General features: G+C 60.0%; 13 protein-coding genes and 1 pseudogene. 12 read left to right on the forward strand and 2 right to left on the reverse strand.

The genetic code is table 11. The annotated features are described in order from the left end of the window. The first annotated feature begins 197 nt into the window (after window positions 1-197). The 11 genes from ACILSL_RS00795 (at window position 198) to ACILSL_RS00845 (ending at window position 17,516) form a co-directional block, all read left to right on the forward strand. Entirely contained in the window at window positions 198-2,402 is a 2,205-nt protein-coding gene (locus ACILSL_RS00795; protein WP_395730086.1) for a DUF1549 and DUF1553 domain-containing protein, read from the forward strand. Between the two features lie 3 nt (window positions 2,403-2,405). Further along, a complete protein-coding gene (locus ACILSL_RS00800; RefSeq protein ID WP_395730087.1) occupies window positions 2,406-4,625 on the forward strand; it encodes a PPC domain-containing protein in 2,220 nt (739 codons plus the stop codon). 8 nt (window positions 4,626-4,633) lie between these two features. Then, window positions 4,634-5,650, forward strand: coding sequence for a metallophosphoesterase family protein (locus ACILSL_RS00805; RefSeq protein ID WP_395730088.1), 1,017 nt, complete (start codon window positions 4,634-4,636; stop codon window positions 5,648-5,650). Window positions 5,651-5,664: 14 nt separating this feature from the next. Further along, on the forward strand, window positions 5,665-7,953 hold the full coding sequence (locus ACILSL_RS00810) for a c-type cytochrome domain-containing protein (protein WP_395730089.1): 2,289 nt from the start codon (window positions 5,665-5,667) through the stop codon (window positions 7,951-7,953). 35 nt (window positions 7,954-7,988) lie between these two features. Then, entirely contained in the window at window positions 7,989-9,413 is a 1,425-nt protein-coding gene (locus ACILSL_RS00815; protein ID WP_395730090.1) for a DUF1501 domain-containing protein, read from the forward strand. A 58-nt stretch (window positions 9,414-9,471) separates the two neighbouring features. Beyond that, window positions 9,472-10,896: a DUF1501 domain-containing protein gene (locus ACILSL_RS00820; RefSeq protein ID WP_395730091.1), complete on the forward strand. Its 1,425-nt coding sequence runs from the start codon at window positions 9,472-9,474 to the stop codon at window positions 10,894-10,896. 34 nt (window positions 10,897-10,930) lie between these two features. Continuing rightward, window positions 10,931-12,304 (forward strand): hypothetical protein, encoded by a 1,374-nt coding sequence (locus ACILSL_RS00825; RefSeq protein ID WP_395730092.1) that lies wholly within the window; start codon window positions 10,931-10,933, stop codon window positions 12,302-12,304. Window positions 12,305-12,314: 10 nt separating this feature from the next. Continuing rightward, window positions 12,315-12,707, forward strand: a complete 393-nt coding sequence (locus tag ACILSL_RS00830) for a RidA family protein (RefSeq protein WP_395730093.1) — start codon at window positions 12,315-12,317, stop codon at window positions 12,705-12,707. 11 nt (window positions 12,708-12,718) lie between these two features. Beyond that, window positions 12,719-13,564: a M15 family metallopeptidase gene (locus ACILSL_RS00835; protein WP_395730094.1), complete on the forward strand. Its 846-nt coding sequence runs from the start codon at window positions 12,719-12,721 to the stop codon at window positions 13,562-13,564. Window positions 13,565-13,568: 4 nt separating this feature from the next. After that, the gene (locus ACILSL_RS00840) at window positions 13,569-16,031 is read left to right on the forward strand and encodes a PVC-type heme-binding CxxCH protein (RefSeq protein ID WP_395730095.1); all 2,463 of its coding nucleotides are present in this window, start codon (window positions 13,569-13,571) and stop codon (window positions 16,029-16,031) included. Between the two features lie 72 nt (window positions 16,032-16,103). Then, window positions 16,104-17,516, forward strand: a complete 1,413-nt coding sequence (locus tag ACILSL_RS00845; protein WP_395730096.1) for a neutral/alkaline non-lysosomal ceramidase N-terminal domain-containing protein — start codon at window positions 16,104-16,106, stop codon at window positions 17,514-17,516. A 6-nt stretch (window positions 17,517-17,522) separates the two neighbouring features. Here the strand turns inward: ACILSL_RS00845 and ACILSL_RS00850 are convergent, their stop codons facing one another. Both ACILSL_RS00850 and ACILSL_RS00855 read right to left on the reverse strand, forming a co-directional pair. Next, a complete protein-coding gene (locus ACILSL_RS00850) occupies window positions 17,523-18,962 on the reverse strand; it encodes an ATP-binding protein (protein WP_395730097.1) in 1,440 nt (479 codons plus the stop codon). 6 nt (window positions 18,963-18,968) lie between these two features. After that, a complete protein-coding gene (locus ACILSL_RS00855) occupies window positions 18,969-19,679 on the reverse strand; it encodes a response regulator transcription factor (protein WP_395730098.1) in 711 nt (236 codons plus the stop codon). Window positions 19,680-20,195: 516 nt separating this feature from the next. On the opposite strand from ACILSL_RS00855, the pseudogene ACILSL_RS00860 reads away from it, so the two are divergent. Continuing rightward, window positions 20,196-21,683, forward strand: a pseudogene (locus ACILSL_RS00860) (YHYH protein); the annotation flags it as partial. Between the last annotated feature and the right edge of the window lie 651 nt (window positions 21,684-22,334).

Below are 22,334 nucleotides of genomic sequence, written 5' to 3' on the forward strand. Positions count from 1 at the left end.
TTTTGCCACTCCGGCAAAACCTCCAGCGCCGCACGTGTGATGGCATGATGAGGCTCACCCCAGCCCAAGACCAAGGTGGGGGTTGCAAGGGTCAAAAGAGCGGCAAATGCGAGCTGTCTCATTGTGATTGAAGTTAATACTAAAGTTACTCGATGCGAAAAAGGGGTGCCCCAAACCGTAGGTTTGAAGTGATAACAATGAAAGCACCTCTTAAAGCATGGATGATCGCGATGCTCGCCGGAACGAGTTTCGCGGCGGAATCGTCACGCCCCTTAAGCTTCGTCAACGATATTCAGCCCATCCTCACCAAGGCAGGATGCAATGCAGGCGTATGCCATGCCAAAGCGATCACAGGGCAGCGCGGCTTCCGCCTGAGCGTGCTGGGATTTGAGCCTGAAGAAGATTACGAGGCCATCGTGAAGCAGGGGAAGGGGCGGCGTGTGTTTCCGCCAGCACCGGAGGAAAGTCTGCTCATCACCAAGGGGGCAGCCATCGTGCCGCACACAGGCGGGAAGAAACTGGAGCCGGGCTCTGAAGCCTACAAGACGCTTGTGCGCTGGATCGCGGAAGGCATGAACTATGCGCAGAAGGATGAGGCCAAGCTGAGCGGCATTCTAGTGGAACCAGCGCGCGTGACGATGAAAGTTAAAACCCCGCAGCAGCTTAAAGTGACGGCGCAGTACTCGGATGGCAGCAGCCGTGATGTGACCAAGCTAGCGCTTTTCGAAGCCAATGACCGCGCCATGGCTGAGGCAGGAGACCAGGGGCTGGTCAAGACCTTGGATATTCCCGGCAATGTGGCCGTGATGGTGCGCTTCGGCGGCCGTGTTTCTGTTTGCAGCGTCTCGATTCCTCTCGGTGCGCCCGTTGAGTCGCTCCCGCCGGTGAAGAATTTCATCGACCAGCATGTGTTTGCCAATCTGAAGCAGATCGGTGTGCCCCCTTCACCCATTTGCGATGATTCGACCTTTCTGCGCCGCATCTCCCTCGACATCGGCGGCCGCCTGCCCACGGCGGAAGAGACAAAGGCTTTCCTGGAGAGTCAGGCGCCGGACAAGCGCGACCGTGCGATTGATGCCCTCCTGAACAGCCCCGACTACGCGGATTACTTTGCCAATAAATGGACGTCTTTGCTCAAAAACACACGTTCGGATGCTGCTGACATCACCTCCAACTTCGCCTTCCATGCCTGGATGCGTGACAGCTTGCTGGCGAATACCAAGTACGACCAGATCGTGCGTCAGATCCTCGCCTCCACCGGGACCATCGTTTCCAATCCTCCTGTCGCTTGGTACAAGCGCGTGAAGGAGCCCACCACGCAGCTCGAAGACGTTGCGCAGCTTTTCCTCGGCGTGCGCATGCAGTGCGCGCAATGCCATCATCATCCCTTTGAGCGCTGGACGCAGGCCGAGTACTATCACCTCGCCGCGTTCTTCAGCCAGATCGGTCGCAAACCGACCGCCATCGCCGGTGAAGATCTCATTTTCCACAAGCGCGGCCTCGCCCAGACTGAACACCGTAAAACCCGCGTGATGCTGAAGCCTGCAGGGCTCGGCGAGCCGGAGCTCGACATTGCCCCCGATGATGATCCACGCCTCGCGCTGGTTGATTGGATGAGCAAGAAGGACAATCCCTTCTTCGCCAAGTCTCTCGTGAACCGCTACTGGAAGCATTTCTTCAAACGCGGTCTCGTCGAGCCTGAGGATGATCTGCGCGACACCAATCCGCCGACCAATCCCGACCTCTTCGATGCGCTGGCCAAGAGCTTCACTGACAGCGGCTATGATCTGAAAGCACTCGTGCGCACGATCACGCAAAGCCACGCCTATCAGCTCAGCTCCACGCCAAACCAGTACAATGCCGTCGATCGTCAGGCCTACTCGCATTATTACCCGAAACGCATGACTGCCGAGGTCATGCTCGACAGCATCGACATGGTCACCGGCTCCAAGACCGATTTTGCCGATCTGCCGGCAGGCACACGTGCCATTTCTCTGCCGGACAACAGCTACAACCGCGCCGCGCCTTTCCTCAAGGTGTTCGGTCGTCCCGAAGGCGCCAGTGTTTGCGAGTGCGAGCGCGTGCAGTCCGCCAGCCTTGCGCAAAGCCTGCACCTCATGAACGCCGCCGACGTGAAGGCCAAGCTCACCGCCAGTGGCGGACGTGCTGAATCCTTGAGCAAGGCCGAGATGCCCGAGCCCAAGCGCATCCGCGAACTCTACCTCGCCGCTTTCTCCCGCGAACCCACCGCCGATGAAGTGCGAATCAGTGAAAATTATGTCGTCAAGCCCCGCACTGATGCTGCTGGCAAACCGCTCGATTCCCAACGGGCAAAACGCAACGGCTACGAAGACCTGCTCTGGGCGCTGCTGAACACGAAGGAATTTTTGTACAATCACTAATCTATGCTCGCGAAATCCACACTCACACTTGCCGTCTTCACATGGATGGCTGCTTCGGCCCTCGCCCAGCAGGTCACTCTGCCGTTGCCACGTCTGCTCACAGTCATGCCCATGGGCGGACAGGCGGGCACGACGGTTGAGGTCACGATCACCGGCGAGAACACGGAGAACATCAGCGAGCTGATGTTCTCGACACCGAAAATCACGGCGAAGCCGGTCGCTGGTGCAGAGAAGAAGTTTACTGTGACCATCGCGCCTGACGTCCCGGTAGGGGTTTATGATGCGCGTGTGATGTCTCGGCTCGGCGTGTCTTCGGCGCGTGCATTTTCGGTGAACAAACTGCCGGAGGTGATCCGCACCAAGGCTAACAACTCGGTGGAGACGGCCATGGTGCTGCCCTTGGGCAGCATCTGCAATGCGACGATGACGAAGCGGTCGGTGGATTTTTATGCATTCCAGGGCGTGAAAGGGAAGCGCGTGGCAGTGGACTGCGCCGCGACGGGCATCGATTCCCGACTGACGCCGGTGCTGATCTTGGCGGATGCCAAGGGCGGTGATTTGAAAGTGAACCGCACGGGAGGCGTGATCGACTTCACACCACCCGCAGATGGCACTTACCTGATCAAGGTGAGTGACCTGACCTATCAAGGTGGCGAGCGCCTGTTCTACCGCCTCGCCCTGCAGGAAGCACCGGGAACCGGACCTGCACCGCGCCAGCCGCAAACGCAGACGGTCAGCGCGATGTCCTGGCCGCCGGCTGGCCTCGCCGCGACCGCGAAGGCCCATGAAACGGAGCCGAACAACAAGCCAGCCGAAGCGCAGAAGATCACGCTGCCCTGTGACATCGCCGGTTCCTTTTTCCCGGCGGCGGATGTCGACACCTTTGAGTTCACCGCCAAGAAAGGCGAAACATGGTGGGTCGAAGTGGCTTCCGAGCGCCTTGGGTTGAACACAGACCCCTTTGTACTCGTGCAGCAGGTGAAAGCAATCGGTGGCAAAGAGACCTTGACCGATGTGGCCGAGCTCTATGACATCGCTCCACCCATGAAGGTGACCAGCAACGGCTATTCCTATGACGGCCCGCCATACGATGCCGGATCACCCGATGTGAATGGCAAGTTTGTGGTCAAGGAAGACGGAACCTACCGCCTGCAGGTGCGCGATCTTTTCGGCGGCACGCGCAGCGATGCGAACAATGTCTATCGCCTCATCGTCCGTCAGGCCACGCCGGATTTCTCGCTCGCAGCCTGGGCCGTGCATATGACACTGCGCAACGGCGACCGCGCTGCGCTCTCCAAGCCGATGGCTCTGCGTGCGGGTGAGTCGCGTGCCTTTGAAGTCGCGGTGCAGCGTCGTGATGGGTTTGATGGCGAGATTGAGATCGGCATGGAAAATCTGCCGCCGGGTGTAAGCGCAGCCGGGTTGAAAATTGCCAAGGGCAAGCCCTATGGTCATCTGATTCTTACTGCATCAAGCGATGCGAAACACGGCTTCTCGCTCGCGAAAATTGTCGGCAAAGCCACGGTCAACGGTGCCGTCGTGACGCGCCCGGTGCGTGTGGCGAGCATGGAATGGCCGGTGAAAGATGCAAAAGGGGAGATCCCTGCGCCGCGACTCATGGCCGACGTTCCAGTTTCTGTGAGCGACTCCGAGCAGGCGCCGCTGACGATTGCCACGGCTGAAAACAAGGTCTTCGAAGCGAAGGTGGGCGAGACGCTGAAAATCCCGCTCAAGCTCACCTGGCGCAACGAGTTCAACGGCACCTCGATCAAGGTGAAGGCCTACGGCGAAGGCTTCAGTGCCATCAAGGAATTCGACATCCCTCTCAAAGCGGCCACGTTCGAGGCTGTGCTTGATCTTGCCGCCTTGAAGATCGCGCCGGGAGATTACACCTTTGCCTTCCAGAGCCTGGGCATCTGCAAATACCGCTACAATCCTGCCGCCGTGCCGCTGGCCGAAGCTGAGCAGAAAAAGGCCGAGCAACTCGCCGCCGCTGTGGCCGCCGAAGCCAAAAAGCTCGCCGCCACGGATGCAGAAGCTGCAAAGAAGGCCGCTGAAAAGCAAAAGCTGGCCGAGGCCGCCATGGCTGCGGCCACCAGCCGCATGAAAGCAGTCACCACGGCGGCATCGCCCACGGACACCGTGGAAATCCTCATTTCAGAGCCGATCCGCGTTTCGGTGAAGGCCGCGACTCCAGCGCCCGCTGTGACCGCCACCAAGTAAGCCCTCGCATGAGCCTTTTTTCCACATCGGTGCCGCGTCGGCGTCTGCTTCAAGGACTGCTGGCCGCAGGCGCTGTCGCCCCTGCCTCGGCACTGCTTGCGGCTGAAGCGACAAAGCCCGCGCTACGCGGCAGCTTCTCTGTGGATGACATCCACGTAGGGCTGCACACTTCAGGTGTGGAGAAGCCGGTGAAGCTGCTGATGCTCGCGGACACGCATCTTTCCCGTGACGATGAGCGCGGTGCGCCGTACCGCGAGTTCAGCGCCCGCATGGCCAAAGCCTACAACCATACCAAGCATTTCCGCAGCAAAGAAACCACTGACCCGGAACAGTGCTTCGAGCAGACCCTGCAAGCCGCACAGAATTCCAAGGTGGAGTTGCTGGTGCTGGCCGGTGACATCTTCAGCTTCCCCTCCGAGGCCGCCATCGAGTGGGTGCTCTCCCGACTGGAAAAAAGCGGAATCCCGTGGCTCTACACCGCCGGCAATCATGACTGGCACTATGAGGGCCAGCCTGGCACCTCCACCGATCTCCGCCGCATCTGGTGCAAGAAGCGCCTGAGCCCTCTCTATCAGGGCGGTGATCCAATGATGTCCGCCAAACAGGTGGGCGGTGTGAATGTCGTGCTGATCGACAATTCCACCTACGAGATCCAGCCGGAGCAGCTTGCCTTCTTCCGCCAGCAGGCTGCCTCGGGTGTGCCTCTGGTTCTCTTTGTTCACATTCCGCTCTATGTCCCCGGCAGGCCGGTGGGTTTTGGCTGCGGCCATCCGCAATGGGGGGCCGCGCAGGATAAAAACCACCTCATTGAACGCCGCCCGCAGTGGCGCGCCGAAGGGCATTCCCAAGTCACGCTCGATTTCCATCGCGAGGTCTTTGCCGCCTCCAACCTTCTCGGCGTGTTCGCCGGGCACACGCACCAGCAGACGCTCGATGTCTGGCAGGGCGTGCCGCAGATGGTCGTGGGTGCCAATGCCACTGGCGCGCACGCTGTGATCGAAGTGCTTCCTCCTTCCGCCGTTTGAAAAATTTACCCCGCATGAAACTGCCCTCTGTCATCGCCCTTGCTCTCATGCCTGTCTTGAACAGCGCCGCTGCGGAACTCGACTACTATCGGGACGTTTATCCGTTCTTGAAAGCGAACTGCATCTCGTGTCACAACAAGACGACCACGAAGGCCGATCTGAACATGGAGACGCCGGAACTGATGATCAAAGGCGGCGAAAGCGGCCCTGCGATCATTCCAGGGAAAGGCGCTGAGAGCCTGATCGTCACGGCTTCGCTGCACACGAAGGACATGGAGATGCCGCCGCCGAACAACAAGTCCGGCGCGGTGAACCTCATCCCTGAGCAGATCGCCACTTTGAAGGCGTGGATTGACCAGGGGGCGAAGGGTTCGGTGATGGTGGAACGTGCCGTGGTGCTGCAGGCCTTCTCCGCCAGCATTGATCCGATTTACAGCGTGGCGATGACGAAGGACGGGCGGTACGTCGCCTGCGGTCGTTCGAACCACATCTATGTTTATGACATGGCCACGCGTCAGTTCGTTGCGCAGATCAGCGACCCTGCGGAAAAGAACGGCGCGGCACATCGCGCGCTGGTGCAGTCGCTTTCATTCAGTCCGGACGGCACGCGCCTCGCGAGCGGCAGTTTTCGTGAAGTGAAAATTTGGAAAATGGCGGAAGTCAAACCCGTGGCAGCTGCTGCAAAAGCGGCCTCGGCACCTGCGAGCCCCGAGTTGATCAAAAAGATCGCCACCACCGGAAAAGTCGCAGTTCTGAGCAGTGCGATGTCTGCTGATGGCAAACAGGTCGTCACGGGTTGTGACGATGGTTCGGTGCGTGTGTGGGATGCAGCGACGGCGAAACCGGTCATTGAACTCCGTGGCAGCGTGGCGGCGGCAAAGAAGATGGCGGAGCTGGACTGGGTTGTCGCGGCTCAGACCTTGGAGCAGGCATTTCAAAAGAGTGAAATCACCCGCATCGAAGCGCAGGACAAGGCACTTGATGTCCTGCTGGGCAAAGCCAAGGAGGCCATCGTGGCGATGAACAAGGTGCTGCCTGAGAAACAGAAGGCCGTGCCGCCGACCACCGAGGCCAAAACAACGGCGCAAAAGGCCGTGGATGAAGTCGCTGCCAAAATCAAAGCGGCACCAGGAGGCAAACCCGATGCAGCCCTGGACAAAGAATTCAAGGCCGCGCAGGAAAAACTCATCACCGCGAAAATGACGGAAGTTTCCGCGCTCGCCGCCGTCTCTGCAACGCAGAGCAATGTGAAGGACGCCGAGGATGATTTGAAGCGCATCACCGATTCGAAAGCCGTCAATGCCAAGGCTGTTGCAGCCGCGAACGCTGCTATTGCTGCCTCGAAAACTTTGCAGGACAAGGCCACGGCCGATCTGGCTGCGGCCAAGCTCGCGCTGACCAAGACCACCGCGAAACCCATCGCCGTTTCCTTCTCCGCCGATGCGCTGCGCGTGGCTTCGATGTTCGACGATGGCAGCCTGCGCGTGTGGGGTGCCGCGACCGGCGCGCCGATTGAAGAAAGCACCGGCAGTGCCGCCGCCATCACGAGCATCACCGCTGCTCCCGATGGCTCCTTTGTGGCCACCAAATCCGTCACGCAGTCTGCGGGCAGCTCGCAGCGCTGGTCCTTGGAGCGCAAGATTGATCAGAAGGGCCTCTTTGCCGATCGTGTCAACGCCGTGCGGTTCAGTCCTGATGGCAAGACACTCGCCACGGGCGGTGGTGAGCTGTCACGCAGCGGCGATATCATTTTCTTCGATGTCGCCACAGGCAAGGCCACGCAGACGTGGAAGGAAAAGCACGCTGATACGGTGCTCTGCCTTGATTACTCGCCGGATGGCAAACGCCTCGCCTCCGGTGGGGCTGACAAAATCGCGCGTGTCACCGACATCGCCACAGGCAAGCAGTTGAATCTTTTTGAAGGCCACACCCATCACGTCATGGGCGTCGCATTCCGCAGTGATGGCCGCGTACTTGCCACGGCAGGTGCGGAGGGAACCGTGGTGACATGGAACATGATCATCGGCGAGCGGAAGAGAAAGATCGAAGGCTGGACCAAGGAGGTCACTTCGCTGCAGTTCATCGGGGCTACGAATCAAATCGTCACCTCTGCCGGGGACAACCGCATTCGCATCGTCACTGATGATGGCACGGAAGTGCGTGCCATGGCAAATCTGCCGGATTACATGCAGGCGGCCGTCAGCGCGCCCAATGGCAGCGCCATCATCGGCGGCGGTGAAGACAGCATCCTGCGAGTGTGGGATGGGGCAGGGAAAGAGCTCATCGCATTTGGATCGAAGTAGTTCGCTCGATGGGATGAAAAACCACACTTCATCGTATGTCCTCCATCGTTCAGCCTCCTTCGCTTGTCCGCTGCGCCGGTCCCATGCAGCGGCGTGCTTTCATGCAGTTTGGTCTGACCGGCATGGCAACACTGAGCTGGCCGAGCCTCCTTAAACTGCGCGCGGCGAACGCGGCCCTGCCGAGGAGCGAGCGTAAATCCATCATCATGGTCTGGCTTCCGGGCGGGCAGTCGCACATCGACACCTACGATCCGAAGCCGGAGTCCAGCAGCGAGTATCGCGGGCCGTTCAAGACGATTCCCACCAAGATCCCGGGCACGCATTTCACGGAGCTGATGCCGCTGCAGGCGAAGATTGCGGACAAATTCACGGTGCTGCGCTCGATGAATCAAACGGCGGGCGGTCATCCGGCGGGAACGCTGCAAATGCTTTCGGGCGATCCCGATACGCGAGACAAACCGGTGCCGCGTCTGCCGGACTGGATGTCGGTGGCGCATTACCTGAGATCCAAAGAGCCGCAGCGTCCGCAGGCGCTGCCAAACTATGTCAGTGTCAATCCGATCAACGCATCCTACAGTGGGCCGGCGTATCTGGGTGCATCCTATGCGCCGTTCTCGGTGAGCGAAGATCCGAACCGCCCGAGTTTTGAGGTGCCGAACATTGGCCTGCCGGATGAGGCGGAGACGCGCCGGCTCAGTGACCGCGTGGCGCTGCGTCGCAGCCTCGACAAGATGGAGCGGGCGTTTGATCGCGAGGGTGAACTCGGAGCGCTCGATCAGTTTGAGTCCCAGGCGATGTCCCTGCTTACGAGCGCGCAGACACGCGATGCTTTTGACCTGAGCAAAGAAGACGTGCGGACGCGTGATCGCTATGGACGTAATCGCTGGGGGCAGCAGCTGCTGCTGGCACGCCGACTGGTGGAGGCGGGAGTGGAGATCATCACCAGCAGCCTGCACGGCCCTCTCTGCGGCCGGACGCAGGTTTGGGATGACCATGCGGTGGATCACCACATCTTTGAGGCGCTGAGATTCCGCATGGGAAACTATGATCAGGCGGTGTCTGCGCTGATCGAGGACATTTATGCAAGGGGGCTCGACAAACGTGTGCTGGTGGTCGTCACGGGTGAGTTTGGGCGCACACCGAAAATCACTTTTGACCGCAGCACGGGAGCGGGAGATGCCAGCGGACCTGCGGGTACGCTGCAACCGGGCCGCGACCACTGGCCGCGGGCTTTTTCCAACATTTGGGCCGGAGGTGGCATCCAGACAGGGGCGGTCATCGGCGCCACGGACAAACGTGGAGAGGACGTGACCGAGCGGCCTTGCAGCGCGGGGGATTTTCTGGCGACGATCTATCACCATCTGGGCATTGATGCCTCCAAGGTCACGATTAATGACTTCAATGGCCGGCCGACGCCCATTGTGGATCACGGCCGACCGATTCCAGGGCTGATGGCGTAAGTTTTTGCCGACGTATTGCCCGATAAACACGGGCATCTCCGAGCGTAGGTTTCAGTGCATGTCATCCATCATTCAGCCCCCCTCTCTCGTTCGCTGCGCCGGTCCCTTGTCGCGCCGCAGCTTCATGCAATTTGGATTGTCTGGAATGGCGACGCTGAGCTGGCCGGGCCTGCTGAAGCTGCGGGCGGAGAATGCAGCGAAGCCGAAGGGTGAGCGCAAATCCATCATCATGGTCTGGCTGCCAGGCGGGCAGTCGCACATCGACACCTACGATCCGAAGCCCGAGGCGAGCAGCGAGTATCGCGGGCCGTTCAAGACGATCAGCACCAAGGTGCCGGGCATGCAGTTCACTGAAATGCTGCCGATGAATGCGAAGATCGCGGACAAGTTCACGATTGTGCGCTCCATGAATCAATCAGCGGGTGGGCACCCTGCGGGGACGATGCAGATGTTTTCCGGCGACAGTGACACGCGCGACAAGCCCAAGCCGCGTCTGCCGGACTGGATGTCGGTGGCGCATTACCTGCGTGCCAAGGAAGGTGGTCGTGCGAATCCGCTGCCAAATTACATCGGCGTGCCTGCGGCCTCGCCTGAGTATTCGAGCCCTGCCTATCTGGGCGATGCGTATGCGCCATTCGCAGTGAGCGATGATCCGAATCGCCCGAGCTTTCAGGTGCCGAACATCGGCCTGGCTGACGAATCGGAAAACCGCCGTCTCAGCGACCGCATCGTTTTGCGCAAGAGCCTGGACAAGATGGAGCGTGCGTTTGATCGCGAGGGCGAGCTCGGGGCGCTGGATGAATTTGAAGCGCAGGCGGCCACGCTGCTGACGAATCCGAAAACACGTGATGCTTTTGACCTGAGCAAGGAGGATGCGGCCATCCGTGATCGTTATGGACGCAATCGCTGGGGGCAGCAACTGCTGCTGGCGCGTCGTCTTGTCGAATCGGGTGTGGAAATCGTCACCAGCAGTCTTAGCGGGCCTTTGTGCGGTCGCGTGAACAACTGGGACGACCATGCGGTGAATCAGCATCAGTTTGAAGCGCTGCGCTTCCGCATGCCGACCTATGACCGTGCGGTGTCCGCGCTTATCGAGGACATTTATGCGCGCGGTCTCGACAAACGCGTGCTTGTTGTTGTCACGGGAGAGTTTGGCCGCACGCCAAAGATCAGCTTTGACCGCAGCACCGGTGCGGGCGACGCCAGCGGCCCCACGGGCACGCTGCAGCCCGGACGTGACCACTGGCCACGTGCCTTCACCAATGTCTGGGCCGGCGGCGGCATCCAGACGGGGGGCATCATCGGTGCCAGTGACAAGCGCGGTGAGGATGTGGTCGAGCGCCCTTGCAACGCGAGCGACTTCCTGGCCACGATCTATCATCACCTCGGCATCGACTATTCCAAGGTCACGCTCAACGATCTCAATGGCCGCCCTGTTCACATCGTGGAGAATGGAAAGCCGATCTCGGAGCTGATCGCGTGATGATTTTCAGCTTTTGAGAGCGTAGAAGAGAGCCATGCATCTCCGCCCGGCACTTCTTCTCGGTGTTTGCTTTCTCTTCTCCCGCGTGCAGGCGCAGGAGACCAGGGATGGCAGTTTTCCCATCGCCTCAAATCTCAAAGCCGGAGTGGCCAAGGTGGACATCACCCCGCCCAATGCGGCGGAATCCAAAATTGTCGGGCACGTGCGTCAGGTCACCGGTGTGCGTGACCCGCTGCGTGCCGGGGTTTTGATCCTGGATGATGGCGAAACGAAGGCCGCGATCGTCACGATGGACACCATTGGTGCGTGGGATGACATGGTGCGGGATGCACGGGCGCGGATCGAGGCGGAGACAGGTGTTCCTGCGGCGAACATTCTCGTCGCCGCGTCCCATAATCACTCGGCCCCAGGGTACATGGAAAACCTGCGCTGGGCGGCGGATTTGATCAAAAAACTGGGGGCGGCTGCAAAGGAGGCTGCCGCCAGCATGAAGCCGGTGAACATCGGCTATGGTGAAGACCGCATCAGCTTTGGCATCAACCGCCGCAAAACGTACGATGGCCGGGCCGTGGTTAGTTTGAATCCCGACGGCCCCAACGACAAGCGTGTGAAGGTGCTGCGCTTTGACGATGGCGAAACGCTCACACCGATGGCGGTCATCATGCACGCGGTGTGTCATCCGTGCTTTTTCACCTGGGGCGACAAAGGCTCGCACCCCTACCCGAAGGGGTATCCGAAAATGAGCGCTGATTTCCCAGGTGAGGCGCAGACGTTTGTGGAGATGTGCTACGCGCAAAAAACGAGTGCTTTGTTCATGCAGGGCTGCGCAGGAGACATCCGGCCCAATCTGCCTGGCTATCCGTATCGCTGTGCTGATGAGGCGGACATCCAGTGGGCTGGCCGCGATCTTGGCGGCGCGGTGGCGCGTGCGGCGTCCTTCAGCGTGACGCGTGAGCAACTGCGCAAGCGCGAGACCTTTTACCCCATCCGGGTCGCCAGCGAGGTGGTGGAGCTTCCAGGCAAAGAGCAGCCGGTGCGCGCAGAATTGATGGCGATGAAGATCGGCCCGTTTCTTCTGCTGACCATGCCGGGTGAGCCGATGGTGGAATACGGATTTAAACTTGAACAGGCCATCGCCAACCGGGCCACACCCATCATTGTCGGTTATGCGAACGGAAACATCGGCTACATCGCCACGGCGGATGCCCATACCGTGGGTGGTTACGAGCCCAACTTGTCCAAGCTCAAGCCCGAAGCTGAGGCGATTCTTTTGAAGAAGCTTGGCGCACTGGCGGATCGAGTAGTCGGTGATGTGTTTGAGAGTTTCTCAAAACATCCGAAGGATATGCAGAAGCGCGAAGCCGAGGAAAAGGCGCGCCTGCAGTCCGCGCCAGCCGCCAAACCCTGAACTTATCATCATGACTCACCCGCTTGTTTCTTATCCGCAGCTGCCCGACACGCCCACATCACATCTGCCCTTCAGCCCCTGCGTGGTGGTGGGCGATTTGATTTTTGTGTCGGGCCAGGCCTCGGTGGATCAGGAGGGCAAAATCGTCAGCGATACTTTCGAGGGGGAATTCCGCCGCAGCATTGAAAATGTGCGCAAGGTGCTTGAGGCTGCGGGCAGCGACCTGGCCCATGTGGTGCAGACGCGGAATTACGTGCGCGATGCCGAGGATGTGCCGCTGTACAACCAGCTCTACCGGGAATACTTTCCGCAGCCTTCGCCTGCGCGTACCACAATCACGAACTGCCTGCCGCCGTCTTTGCGCTATGAAGTCGAGGCCGTGGCGGTGCGCAAAGCCAACTGAACTGAATGCTTATGAACAATGACGAAGCAGCACGCCGTGCCTATTGGGCGGATCAAATGGAGCAAGGGTATGCGATTGTGCAGAAGCTCATCGAGTTTCCGGTCAATGAATGTGGCGAGCGGTTTGCCTCGATTCCCGATGCCGCCGCTGCAGCGAATGTGGAGATGCTTTTTTCCACCAGCAAGATCGCCGGTGATCTGGACCGCGTTTATTTTCTGCGCGAGAGCCTGGTGCGCGATGTCATCACCATCGGCCGTGAGATGAACGAGCGTGGCTGGATCTTGAAGATTGAGGACGGCTTTCGTTCGCTGGACATGCAGCGGCAGCTGGTGCGCAAACCGTCGGTGTTTGACACGGTTTTGAAGAAGTGCATCTGGGAACTCGGGGGAAAGATCCCGAGCACGGAGATGATGTTTCGGCGTGCCATCGTGCTGACGGCCAACATGCCCAAGATCGGAGCGCACATGTCGGGATCGGCCATCGACATTTCGGTGTTCCGCCGTGACGACGGCGCCGAGGTCTGGCGCGGTTATCCTTACCTCGAAATGAGCGAATGCACGCCGATGAGGTCGCCTTTTGTCGCGCCCGAGCATGTGGCCACACGGCTGGAGATTGCGGCGATGATGGAGAAGCACGGCTTCATTCATTTCCCGTTCGAGTTCTGGCACTTCGACAAGGATGATGCGGGGATGCACATCCTGACGGGGAATCCCGCGCCCTGCCGCTTCGGTCCGGTGAACTGGGATCCACGCACCAACGAAGTCACGCCTGTCTCAGATCCGCTCACCTTGCTCAATCCGCTGCCGGTCATCGAGAAAGAAATCGCCGCTGCCTTGGAACGTGTCCGCAATGCATAACTTTATGAAACCACTCCACCTGCTTCTTCTGCTGCCAGCTTTCGCTGCGTTCGGTGCGCCTCCAACCAAAGCCCCAGAAGTGCCAGCGCAACTGCCGCCGCAGATCGAAACGTTGCAGCCGGGCGTCAAGCTCACGTTGCTTGCCGAGCATCCGGATCTGGTGACGCCTACGGGAATAGCGGTGGATAAAAATGGGAACATTTATTCGATCTCCTGCCACACGCATTTCCGTCCAGAGGGCTATGACGGTCCGGTGCATGATGAAGTGGTGGTCTTTGATGCGAACGGCAAGAACCGCCGGGTGTTTTACAACAAGACCGACGCCACCATGCATGTGGAGGTCGGGCCGGATGGCTGGATCTACCTTGCGGAGCGGGACCGCGTGCTGCGTGTGAAGGACACCAATGGTGATGGAGTGGGGGATGTGGAGGAGAATCTGGCCACGCTCGATTCCGTCGCGGATTATCCGCATAACGGCCTCAGTGGCATGTCGTGGCATCCCGATGGTGGACTTGTCTTCTCGCTCGGCGAGAATTTCGGCAAGGACTGGACGCTCACGGCCAAGGATGGATCCAAAGTCAGCGGACGTGGCGAGGGAGGTGTGTTTCGCTGCACGGCGGAAGGCACGCAGATGCGCCGCATCGCCCGAGGGTTCTGGAATCCCTTTGGGCTGATGGTGCGCAAGGATGGTGAAATCTTCGCTGCTGAAAATGACCCTGGCAGCCGTCCGCCGTGCCGTTTGTTGTATGTCGTGGAAGGCGCGGACTACGGTTTCCAGTGGGTGTATGGCAGCGCGCCGGTGCATCCTTTTGTGGCATGGAACGGCGAACTGCGCGGCACGCTGGGCATGGTGCATCCTTCAGGCGAAGGCCCGTGTGCCATTGTGGAACTCGGCGGCGGCATGCTGATCCCGAGCTGGAGCGATCACAGCGTTGATTACTTTCCGCTTACACGAAAAGGTGCGGGATATACTTCAGAACGCATTCCTCTGGTGAAAGGCAGTGATTTCTTCCGGCCGACCTGCATGGCGGTGGGTCCTGATGGTTCCTACTATCTTAATGACTGGGTGTTCAGCTCTTATCCGATCCACAAACGCGGCCGTCTCTGGAAGCTGGAGATCGACAAGGCGAAAGCGCCATGGGTGAAGGAGAAACAGGATGCACTGAATGATGATGCGCGTCTTGCTGATGATCTGCGGAATGGCAAAGCAACGCTGGATGCCAGCAAGCTTCTCCAGCTTGCGCGTGGCGAGGATGCGTATCTGGCTGATGCCGCCTTGACGGCGCTGGCGCGTGAGAAGTGGACGGTTGAAAAGGTGAAGCAACTGCCGGCACAAGATCGCATCTGGGCGTTCGTGGCTCTGCGGCGGGTTGATTTGAACGACGACCGATGGGTGACCGCCTTCTTGGGCGATGGCGATCCTGAAATGCGATTCGAATGCCTGCGATGGATTGCTGATGCGGTTTTGACCAAGTTCACGCCGCAGGTGGAGGCGATGCTTTCAGATTCGACGCTCGACTATCATTTGTTTGAAGCCGTTCTCGCCACCTGGAACACGCTGCGCGGTGATCCCGCCGCAGGCGTGACGAATCCTGAGGTGCTCGTTGAGCGCATCATCAATCCCAAGACGCCCGCGCGGCTCAAAGGTTATGCACTGCGCCTCACACCTGCCGCGAACAAGCAGCTCACGGTGCCGCTGCTGCGTGAACTCTTTGCCGCCGGCGACGCGGTGCTCTCCCAGGAAGTGGTGCGCACGCTGGCGGCACGCAATGCGGATGACGCGCGTGCGGTGCTGGCGGAGATCGCCGCTGATGAATCGCAAAAGATCGGAGTGCGTGCGGATGCCATCACGGGGCTCGCCAGTTCCACCAAGGCGGAAGAGCAGGCTCTGCTGGTGAAACTGGCCGCCGGCCAGGATGCCAGCCTGCGTGATGAAGCGCGGCGTGCGCTGCGTTTTACCGACAAAGACAAGTCGTTTGTGATGAGCACGGCCCGCCCTGTGTTTGATGACACCGCGGCGTGGCTAAAGCTACTGGATGCGCTGCCTGGCAAGGCGGATATCGAGGCGGGCCGCCGTATTTTCTTCCATTCCAAGGTGGGCCTTTGTGCCACCTGCCATCGTCACAGCGGGCGTGGCAACGTGGTGGGGCCTGATTTGAGCCTTGTCTCGAAGCAGGGAGATCGTGCGGCGATTTTGCGCTCCATCCTTGAACCCAGCCGTGAGGTGGCCCCGCAGTACTACCCCTCGCAGGTAAAGCTCAAGGACGGCACCGAGTTCGTCGGCATCATGCTGCGCTCGTCCAATACGGAGGTCTTTCGGGATCTCACCGGCAAGGAACGCTCCTTCCCGCAGACGGATATTGTGAAACGTACAGAGCTGAAAACATCCATCATGCCCCAAGGGCTCGCGGTGTCTTTGACGGATGAAGAATTGCGCGATTTGCTGGCGTTCCTCACCGTTCAGTAGGGGCATGCGCCTGATAAGGGTGGGCGTGATTTGGCATGAGAATACGCCTCATGGAGTGCGTATAGACGAGTCATGAAATCTGTCCTCTGTGCTTTGTTGTTCCTTGCCCCTGCACTTTGGGGTCAAACCAAAACGCTGCGCGCCGGAGCGGCAGCGGTGGACATCACGCCCACGGAGTTTCCCATGAACATGCCGGGCGGGTTCAGCGCGAATGCGGCGAACAAGGCGCATGATCCGTTTCATGCTCGGGCCCTCGTGCTTGATGATGGAAAAACGACCCTGGCGATGGTGGTGGTGGATGTTCTGGGCGCGGGGCCGGATGTGCTCAATGAGGCGAAGGCCATGGCAGCGGCAAAGACAGGCATGGCGGCTGACAAGATGCTCATCAGCTCCACGCATACGCACAGCGGGCCTTCGGTGAACACGCGCAGCGAGATGGCGGCGCGCTATTACAAACGGTTTGTCGAGGGCATTGCCGAATCCATCATCAAGGCGCATGCGGCATTGCGGCCCGCCTCTTTCGGTGCGGCGGCGCATCCTCTTCCTGATGAGGTTTTCAATCGTCGCTGGTATTTGAAGCCGGGGAAAATGCCGCTGAATCCCTTTGGCCGGATGGACAAGGTGAAGATGAACCCTGGCACCGACCCGAACACACTGGATCATCCGGCCGGACCTACGGATCCTGACATCACCATCATTTCGGTACAGGATGCGAAACGCAAACCCATCGCCATTTATGCAAACTACTCGCTGCACTATGTGGGCGGCGCGCCTGCTGGAGAGATGTCGGCGGATTACTTTGGTGAGTTTGCCCGTGTCATGTCTTCGCGTGTGCGTGGGGATGAGAACTTCGTGGCGATGATGTCGAATGGGACCTCCGGGGACATCAACAACATTCCCTTTGGCGTGACGCGCCCGCCACGTGAGCCGTTTGAGCAGATCCGCATCGTGGCGCAGAAAGCGGCGGACACGGCCTGGTTTGCGCAGCGGAAGATCGAAAAGCATCGCGGTGATGTGACGCTCGGCATGCTTCAGCGCGAGATCACGCTGAAGTATCGCCGCCCGTCGGAGCAGGATGTTGCTGAGGCGAAAGCTGTCCTCGCGGTGAAGGACAAGGAGGCGGTGGATAAGCTGCCGCGTCTGGCGAAAAATTACGCGGGCAGTGTCGTCAATGCGGCGGAGCGCAAGGAGGAAACGATCACGGTGCAACTCCAGGCCATTCGCATTGGCGATCTTGTCGTTTGTGGCATTCCCTTTGAGACCTTTGTGGAAATCGGCCTCGATTTAAAAAAGCGCAGTCTGTTTCCGCAGACGATGGTCGTTGGTCTGGCCAATGGCCGCCATGGCTACCTGCCCACTTTTGAACAGCATAAACTCGGTGGCTACGAGACATGGCTCGGCACGAATCAAGTCCAGGAGGATACCAGTGTCATTCTCACGAACAATCTGCTGGAGATGATGAAGGAGCTGAAGCAGGCGGAATGAAGACGGCTATGCCGCTGGAATCGAAATGACGATTTCCAGACCCGTTGGTTCGCGCAGTTTCGCAGTCACCGTGCCGCGGCAGGCTTCGATGCAGCGCTTGGTGATGGCAAGCCCGAGACCGCTGCCGCCGGTGGAGCGTCGGCGTGCAGCCTCCGGGCGATAGAAGGGCTCGAACAAACGGGGCAATGCATCCGGGGGCACTCCGGGGCCATGATCGGAAATGCGGATGACGGTGCTGCCGTCCTGCTGATCGGCATGGATGAGGATGGGGCCTGAATCGGCGGCGTAGCGGGCGGCATTGCGCAGGATGTTGCCAATGGCGCGGTCAAGCGCGTCACGCAGCGAATGCACCTGCAGCTCCTTGGGCACGTCGAGCTGAGCATCGGCTTCAGGCGCTTCGCGGGCGATGACGGCCACAATCAAATCATGCAGGTTGATGTCTTCGGCGGTCTCGCGTGCGGGCAGAGTCTCGGCCTTCGAGAAGGCGAGCACTTCTTCAACCAGCCGTGCCATGTGCTGGAGTTCGGCGTCGAGTTTCTTCAAGTAACCGGACTGCTCCGGGGTGCTGCGCTGTTCCACCACGCCAAGCGCCATCTGCATGCGCGCGATCGGCGAGCAGAGCTCATGCGCCACGTCTGCGGTGATGCGACGCTGCTCCGCGACGTATTCTCCGAGCTGCGCGGCCATGGTGTTGACAGAGGATGAGAGTTCTCCCAGTTCATCATTCCGGCTGCGTGAGACTCGTTCACCAAAGTTTCCGTGGGCGATGCGACCTGCGGCATGATTGAGCTTTCCGATGAAACCGGTGATGCCGCGCACGAAGGGCATCCAGACGAGGGCGGAGAGCAGCAGCGCTGCGGCGGCGAGCCCAAGCCAGGGCCAGAGATCGAAAAACAAGCCGCCGCCAGTGATGGTGCTGGACATCATGAGCAGAGTCAGCGGGCGGTTGTCGCTCTGCTGGGTGAGATCGAGGTGCACGCCCGCCCAATAGTGAGCGGGATCACCGGCGCGCAGCATGAAGCGCGGTTTGGGCGGTGCATCGGAGGGCCGTTTTTTCCCCGTGGGATGCAGCGGCCGCCGGGGCGGAGGGCGGTCGTTCGGGCCGCGCTTGTCGATGAGTTTTCGCAGCACCTCCGCAGGGACTTGGACGTGGGCTCCCATGATCTGGGCGCCGCTGCTGCTGAAGAGGGCGAAAGTCACATCATATGCTGCTCCATGTCGCAGCAGTGCTGCAGGCCATTCTTGTTCTGGAAGCTGGGAGAGCTCGTCCGTGATGCTGTCGCCAATGGCGGCGACGCGTTCGCCTGCTTCACCCGAAAGCATCCAGTCCAGGCTCATGCGGAACTGCATGCTCAAAAAGCCAAACACGAGCAAAGCCAGCAGCAGCAGATTCACCCCGAACCAAAGGAGGATCTTCACATACAGAGGCAGACGCAGGCGGCTCATGAGGGATCAGCGGGTTGGCGTGACGAGCTGGTAGCCGTAACCGCGCACGGTCTTGATGAACTGCGGATTCTTTGGGTCGTCGCCGAGTTTGCGGCGCAGGGTGGAAATGTGCATGTCGATGGCACGGTCAAAAACATCCCATTCGCGGTCGGCGACATCCTCAATGAGCTGTTCGCGTGTGCGCACACGGCCATGGGCCTTGGCCAGGGAAAGCAGCAGACCAAATTCTGCCGGGGTGAGTTCCAGGGGCGTGTCGCCGAGAACGACCGCGTGCGAATCCGCATTGATGCGCAGCGGGCCGATGACGAGCTCCTTCATGGGTGCCTGTGGCGAGGTTTCCGCCACCCAGCCAGAGCGCCGCAGCACGGCTCGCAGCCGCGCGAGAAGCTCGCGTGAGGAAAAGGTCTTGGGGAGATAGTCATCCGCGCCGAGCTCAAGCCCCACAATGCGGTCCACCTCTTCACCACGACCTGTGAGCATCATCACCGGCACCTTGGATTTCATGCGGATGCGCCGCAGCACTTCAAAGCCATCACAGCCGGGCATCATCACGTCGAGGATGATCGCATGCCAAGGCTCGCTGGTGGCGCGCTCGGCGCCGCTGTTGCCCTCGTGCTCGCATTCGACCTCAAAACCCATCGGCTTCAAGTAATCCGCCACAAGCTGGGAAAGCTCGGTGTCGTCGTCGATGACGAGGATGCGTGTGGCTGCGGGCATGGATGAGTATGGTCTTCACCGGCTTGTTCCGCGAGTTTCTTTACGGTTTCCTGACAAATCAGCGCTCATTCGCTGATAAGCGGCTGACACCGCTGCTCCAGCTTGGCCATTATGAAAGCCATCTTCGCTGCCGCCTTGTCCGTTGGATTATTCAACAGTCCCGCGGCTTTTGCCCATACCTGGAAGGCCAGTGCATCTGCCGACAAGGAGGCCCTGCGCCAGCATATTTTAGAGGAGTGGATGCAGCAGCATGCGGCGAAGAATGATGGGGAGATCAAGCCGGTGCAGGTGGCTTCGACGGCGTCCACGCTCAATCTGGCTGCGGCAACAGCGGCCAATGCGGCGAATGCACCAGCGGCGGCAAAACCGTTCCTGGCTTTCCCGAAGCTGGAACTGAAGTGGGACAAGGATTTTCTCTTCGTGGGATCGAACGGGCTGCCGGACCATAACATGATGGTGGGCATCACGGCATGGCAGCAGCAGGTGCCGCTGCCGCAGAATTATAGTGGGGACAACATGTGGCGCATTCCGCTGCATCCGGTGCCCGCGAAAACTCCCGCCGTCGTCGAGGGGCATTTCCTGCGGGGGGCCATCGCTCTTGGTGTGAACGGCATTCCGATCTTCAATCCGCAGAACAATCGCGGGGAGGTTTCGTATGAGATCGGCGAACTGGATCAGTGGGGCGGGCACTGCGGGCGGGCGGATGATTACCACTACCATATTGCGCCACTGCATCTGCAGACCGTGGTAGGGAAGGGGATGCCGATTGCTTATGCTCTGGATGGCTACCCGATCTATGGCCTCACGGAGCCGGACGGATCGCCTGTGGGAAAGCTGGACGAATGTCATGGGCACGAGGACTCAAAGGTGGGGTATCACTATCATGCCTCGACGAAGCGGCCTTATTTGCAGAGCGCGTTTCATGGGGTGGTCGTGGAGGCGGAAGGGCAGGTAGATCCGCAGCCGCGTGCTCAGCCGGTGCGCCCGGACACCCCGCCTCTGCGGGGAGCGGAGATCACCGGATTTGAAAGCATGGGATCGAACGGTTACAAACTCAGCTATCAGGTGAATGGTGACAAGCGTTCGATCAGCTACAGCATCAACAGCGATGGGACTTACCCCTTTGAGTTTAACAATGGCAGCGAGGGTGTCGTGAAGGAGGTTTATACGAGCCGGGGCGGTGGTGGTGGTGCCAAGGGACCTGGTGGAGGTGGCGGGAAAGGCAAGGGAAAGGGTGGGCCTGGTAAAGGCATGAAGCCTGATGAGAATCCGCCTGCACCTCCTGAAGATGCACCGCGCCCGCCGCCGCAGGCTTCAGGGAGCCTCATGGATGTGAATGGCGACGGCACCGTGACGGCACAAGAATTTGCCGACAATGTGAAACGTGAGTTTTCCGCGAAACGCAGTGGCGGTACGCTGGCTGCCGCCATGGCGAAGGCCCGCAGCGAATTCACTGCCATGGACCGCAATGCTGATGGCAAACTGGATGGGGGTGAACTTTCTACGCCCATGGCAACGCCTGCCGAGGAGGCCAGCGGACGCCGGGGCGGAGCACCTGCCGCTGCGGCAAGCGGCTTCGTTTTGACAAGCCCTGATGTGGCAGACGGGGGCAACCTGCCCGCAGATTATACCGGCGATGGCAGTGGTGCGACGCTGCCCCTGGAATGGAAGGGCGCACCTGCTGGCACCAAGAGCTATGCCTTGATCATGGATCATCTCGCACCAGGCAATGAGATGAAGAGCTACTGGGTGATGTGGGACATCCCGGCCAAGGTGACGAGCCTGCCGAAGAACGTGAAGGGCGTGGGCAGGCTGGGCGTTGGGTTCAAAGGCGAGGAAGGCTATGAGCCACCGCATTCTCAGGGGCCCGGTGAAAAGACCTATGTGCTGCATGTTTATGCCCTTTCCGCTGAGCTGCAGCCCAAGGCCACGGGGCGTGGTGGTGTGACACGCGAAGACCTGCTGGCCGCGATGGAAGGCAAGACTCTCGCCAAAGCGGACCTGAGCGTCGTTTACTCGCGTGGTGGGGGTGAAGGTGGCGCGCGCGGTGGCATGGCTCCCGGTGGCAGTCCTCAGCCAACGCGACCTGAAACGTCCATGCAGCCCATGCCCCCTCAGGGCGGTGGTGGCGGACAGCAGGGAGGCCAGCGCAAGCCGTGGATGCAGATGCATGGTGCTGAGCTCGATGGCAACAAGGATGGCATGGTCGCCCTAGCGGAGACGCTTGCTGACATGAAAGTCGCCGCCTCCAAATATGATGCGGACATGGATGGCATCATCACACCTGCCGAAATCGACGCGGCGGGCGACATCCGCGAAGGCGCGGCATTCGCCGGCTTTATTTACCGGCACGCTTACGAGCTGGATGCAAACCAGGACAGCCGTCTGAGCAGCGTGGAACTGTCGGATGCAGCCAAGTACATTTTTGGTACGGCAGACCTGGATCATGACGGCAAACTGACGGCGGAGGAAGTGCAAAATGCGCCCAATGCTCCGTTGAGTGCGACAGCTCCCGGCAGCGGAGGTCAGCCCCCCGCGGCACCTCCTTCAACCAATCCGCCTCCTGGCTCGTCCACCATGCCAGCTGCAAAAGGGGCCGAAGGAGCAGCCGGTGAATCAGGAAAGGGCGGTGGCAAAAAGAAGAAAGGCGGCGGA

Source organism: Prosthecobacter sp., assembly GCF_044222345.1.
GTDB lineage: Bacteria > Verrucomicrobiota > Verrucomicrobiia > Verrucomicrobiales > Verrucomicrobiaceae > Prosthecobacter.

Coding starts and splice junctions, on each gene's coding strand:
- ACILSL_RS00795 (WP_395730086.1), top strand. CDS start 198: ATGAAAGCACCTCTTAAAGCATGGATGATCGCGATGCTCGCCGGAACG.
- ACILSL_RS00800 (WP_395730087.1), top strand. CDS start 2,406: ATGCTCGCGAAATCCACACTCACACTTGCCGTCTTCACATGGATGGCT.
- ACILSL_RS00805 (WP_395730088.1), top strand. CDS start 4,634: ATGAGCCTTTTTTCCACATCGGTGCCGCGTCGGCGTCTGCTTCAAGGA.
- ACILSL_RS00810 (WP_395730089.1), top strand. CDS start 5,665: ATGAAACTGCCCTCTGTCATCGCCCTTGCTCTCATGCCTGTCTTGAAC.
- ACILSL_RS00815 (WP_395730090.1), top strand. CDS start 7,989: ATGTCCTCCATCGTTCAGCCTCCTTCGCTTGTCCGCTGCGCCGGTCCC.
- ACILSL_RS00820 (WP_395730091.1), top strand. CDS start 9,472: ATGTCATCCATCATTCAGCCCCCCTCTCTCGTTCGCTGCGCCGGTCCC.
- ACILSL_RS00825 (WP_395730092.1), top strand. CDS start 10,931: ATGCATCTCCGCCCGGCACTTCTTCTCGGTGTTTGCTTTCTCTTCTCC.
- ACILSL_RS00830 (WP_395730093.1), top strand. CDS start 12,315: ATGACTCACCCGCTTGTTTCTTATCCGCAGCTGCCCGACACGCCCACA.
- ACILSL_RS00835 (WP_395730094.1), top strand. CDS start 12,719: ATGAACAATGACGAAGCAGCACGCCGTGCCTATTGGGCGGATCAAATG.
- ACILSL_RS00840 (WP_395730095.1), top strand. CDS start 13,569: ATGAAACCACTCCACCTGCTTCTTCTGCTGCCAGCTTTCGCTGCGTTC.
- ACILSL_RS00845 (WP_395730096.1), top strand. CDS start 16,104: ATGAAATCTGTCCTCTGTGCTTTGTTGTTCCTTGCCCCTGCACTTTGG.
- ACILSL_RS00850 (WP_395730097.1), bottom strand. CDS start 18,962: ATGAGCCGCCTGCGTCTGCCTCTGTATGTGAAGATCCTCCTTTGGTTC.
- ACILSL_RS00855 (WP_395730098.1), bottom strand. CDS start 19,679: ATGCCCGCAGCCACACGCATCCTCGTCATCGACGACGACACCGAGCTT.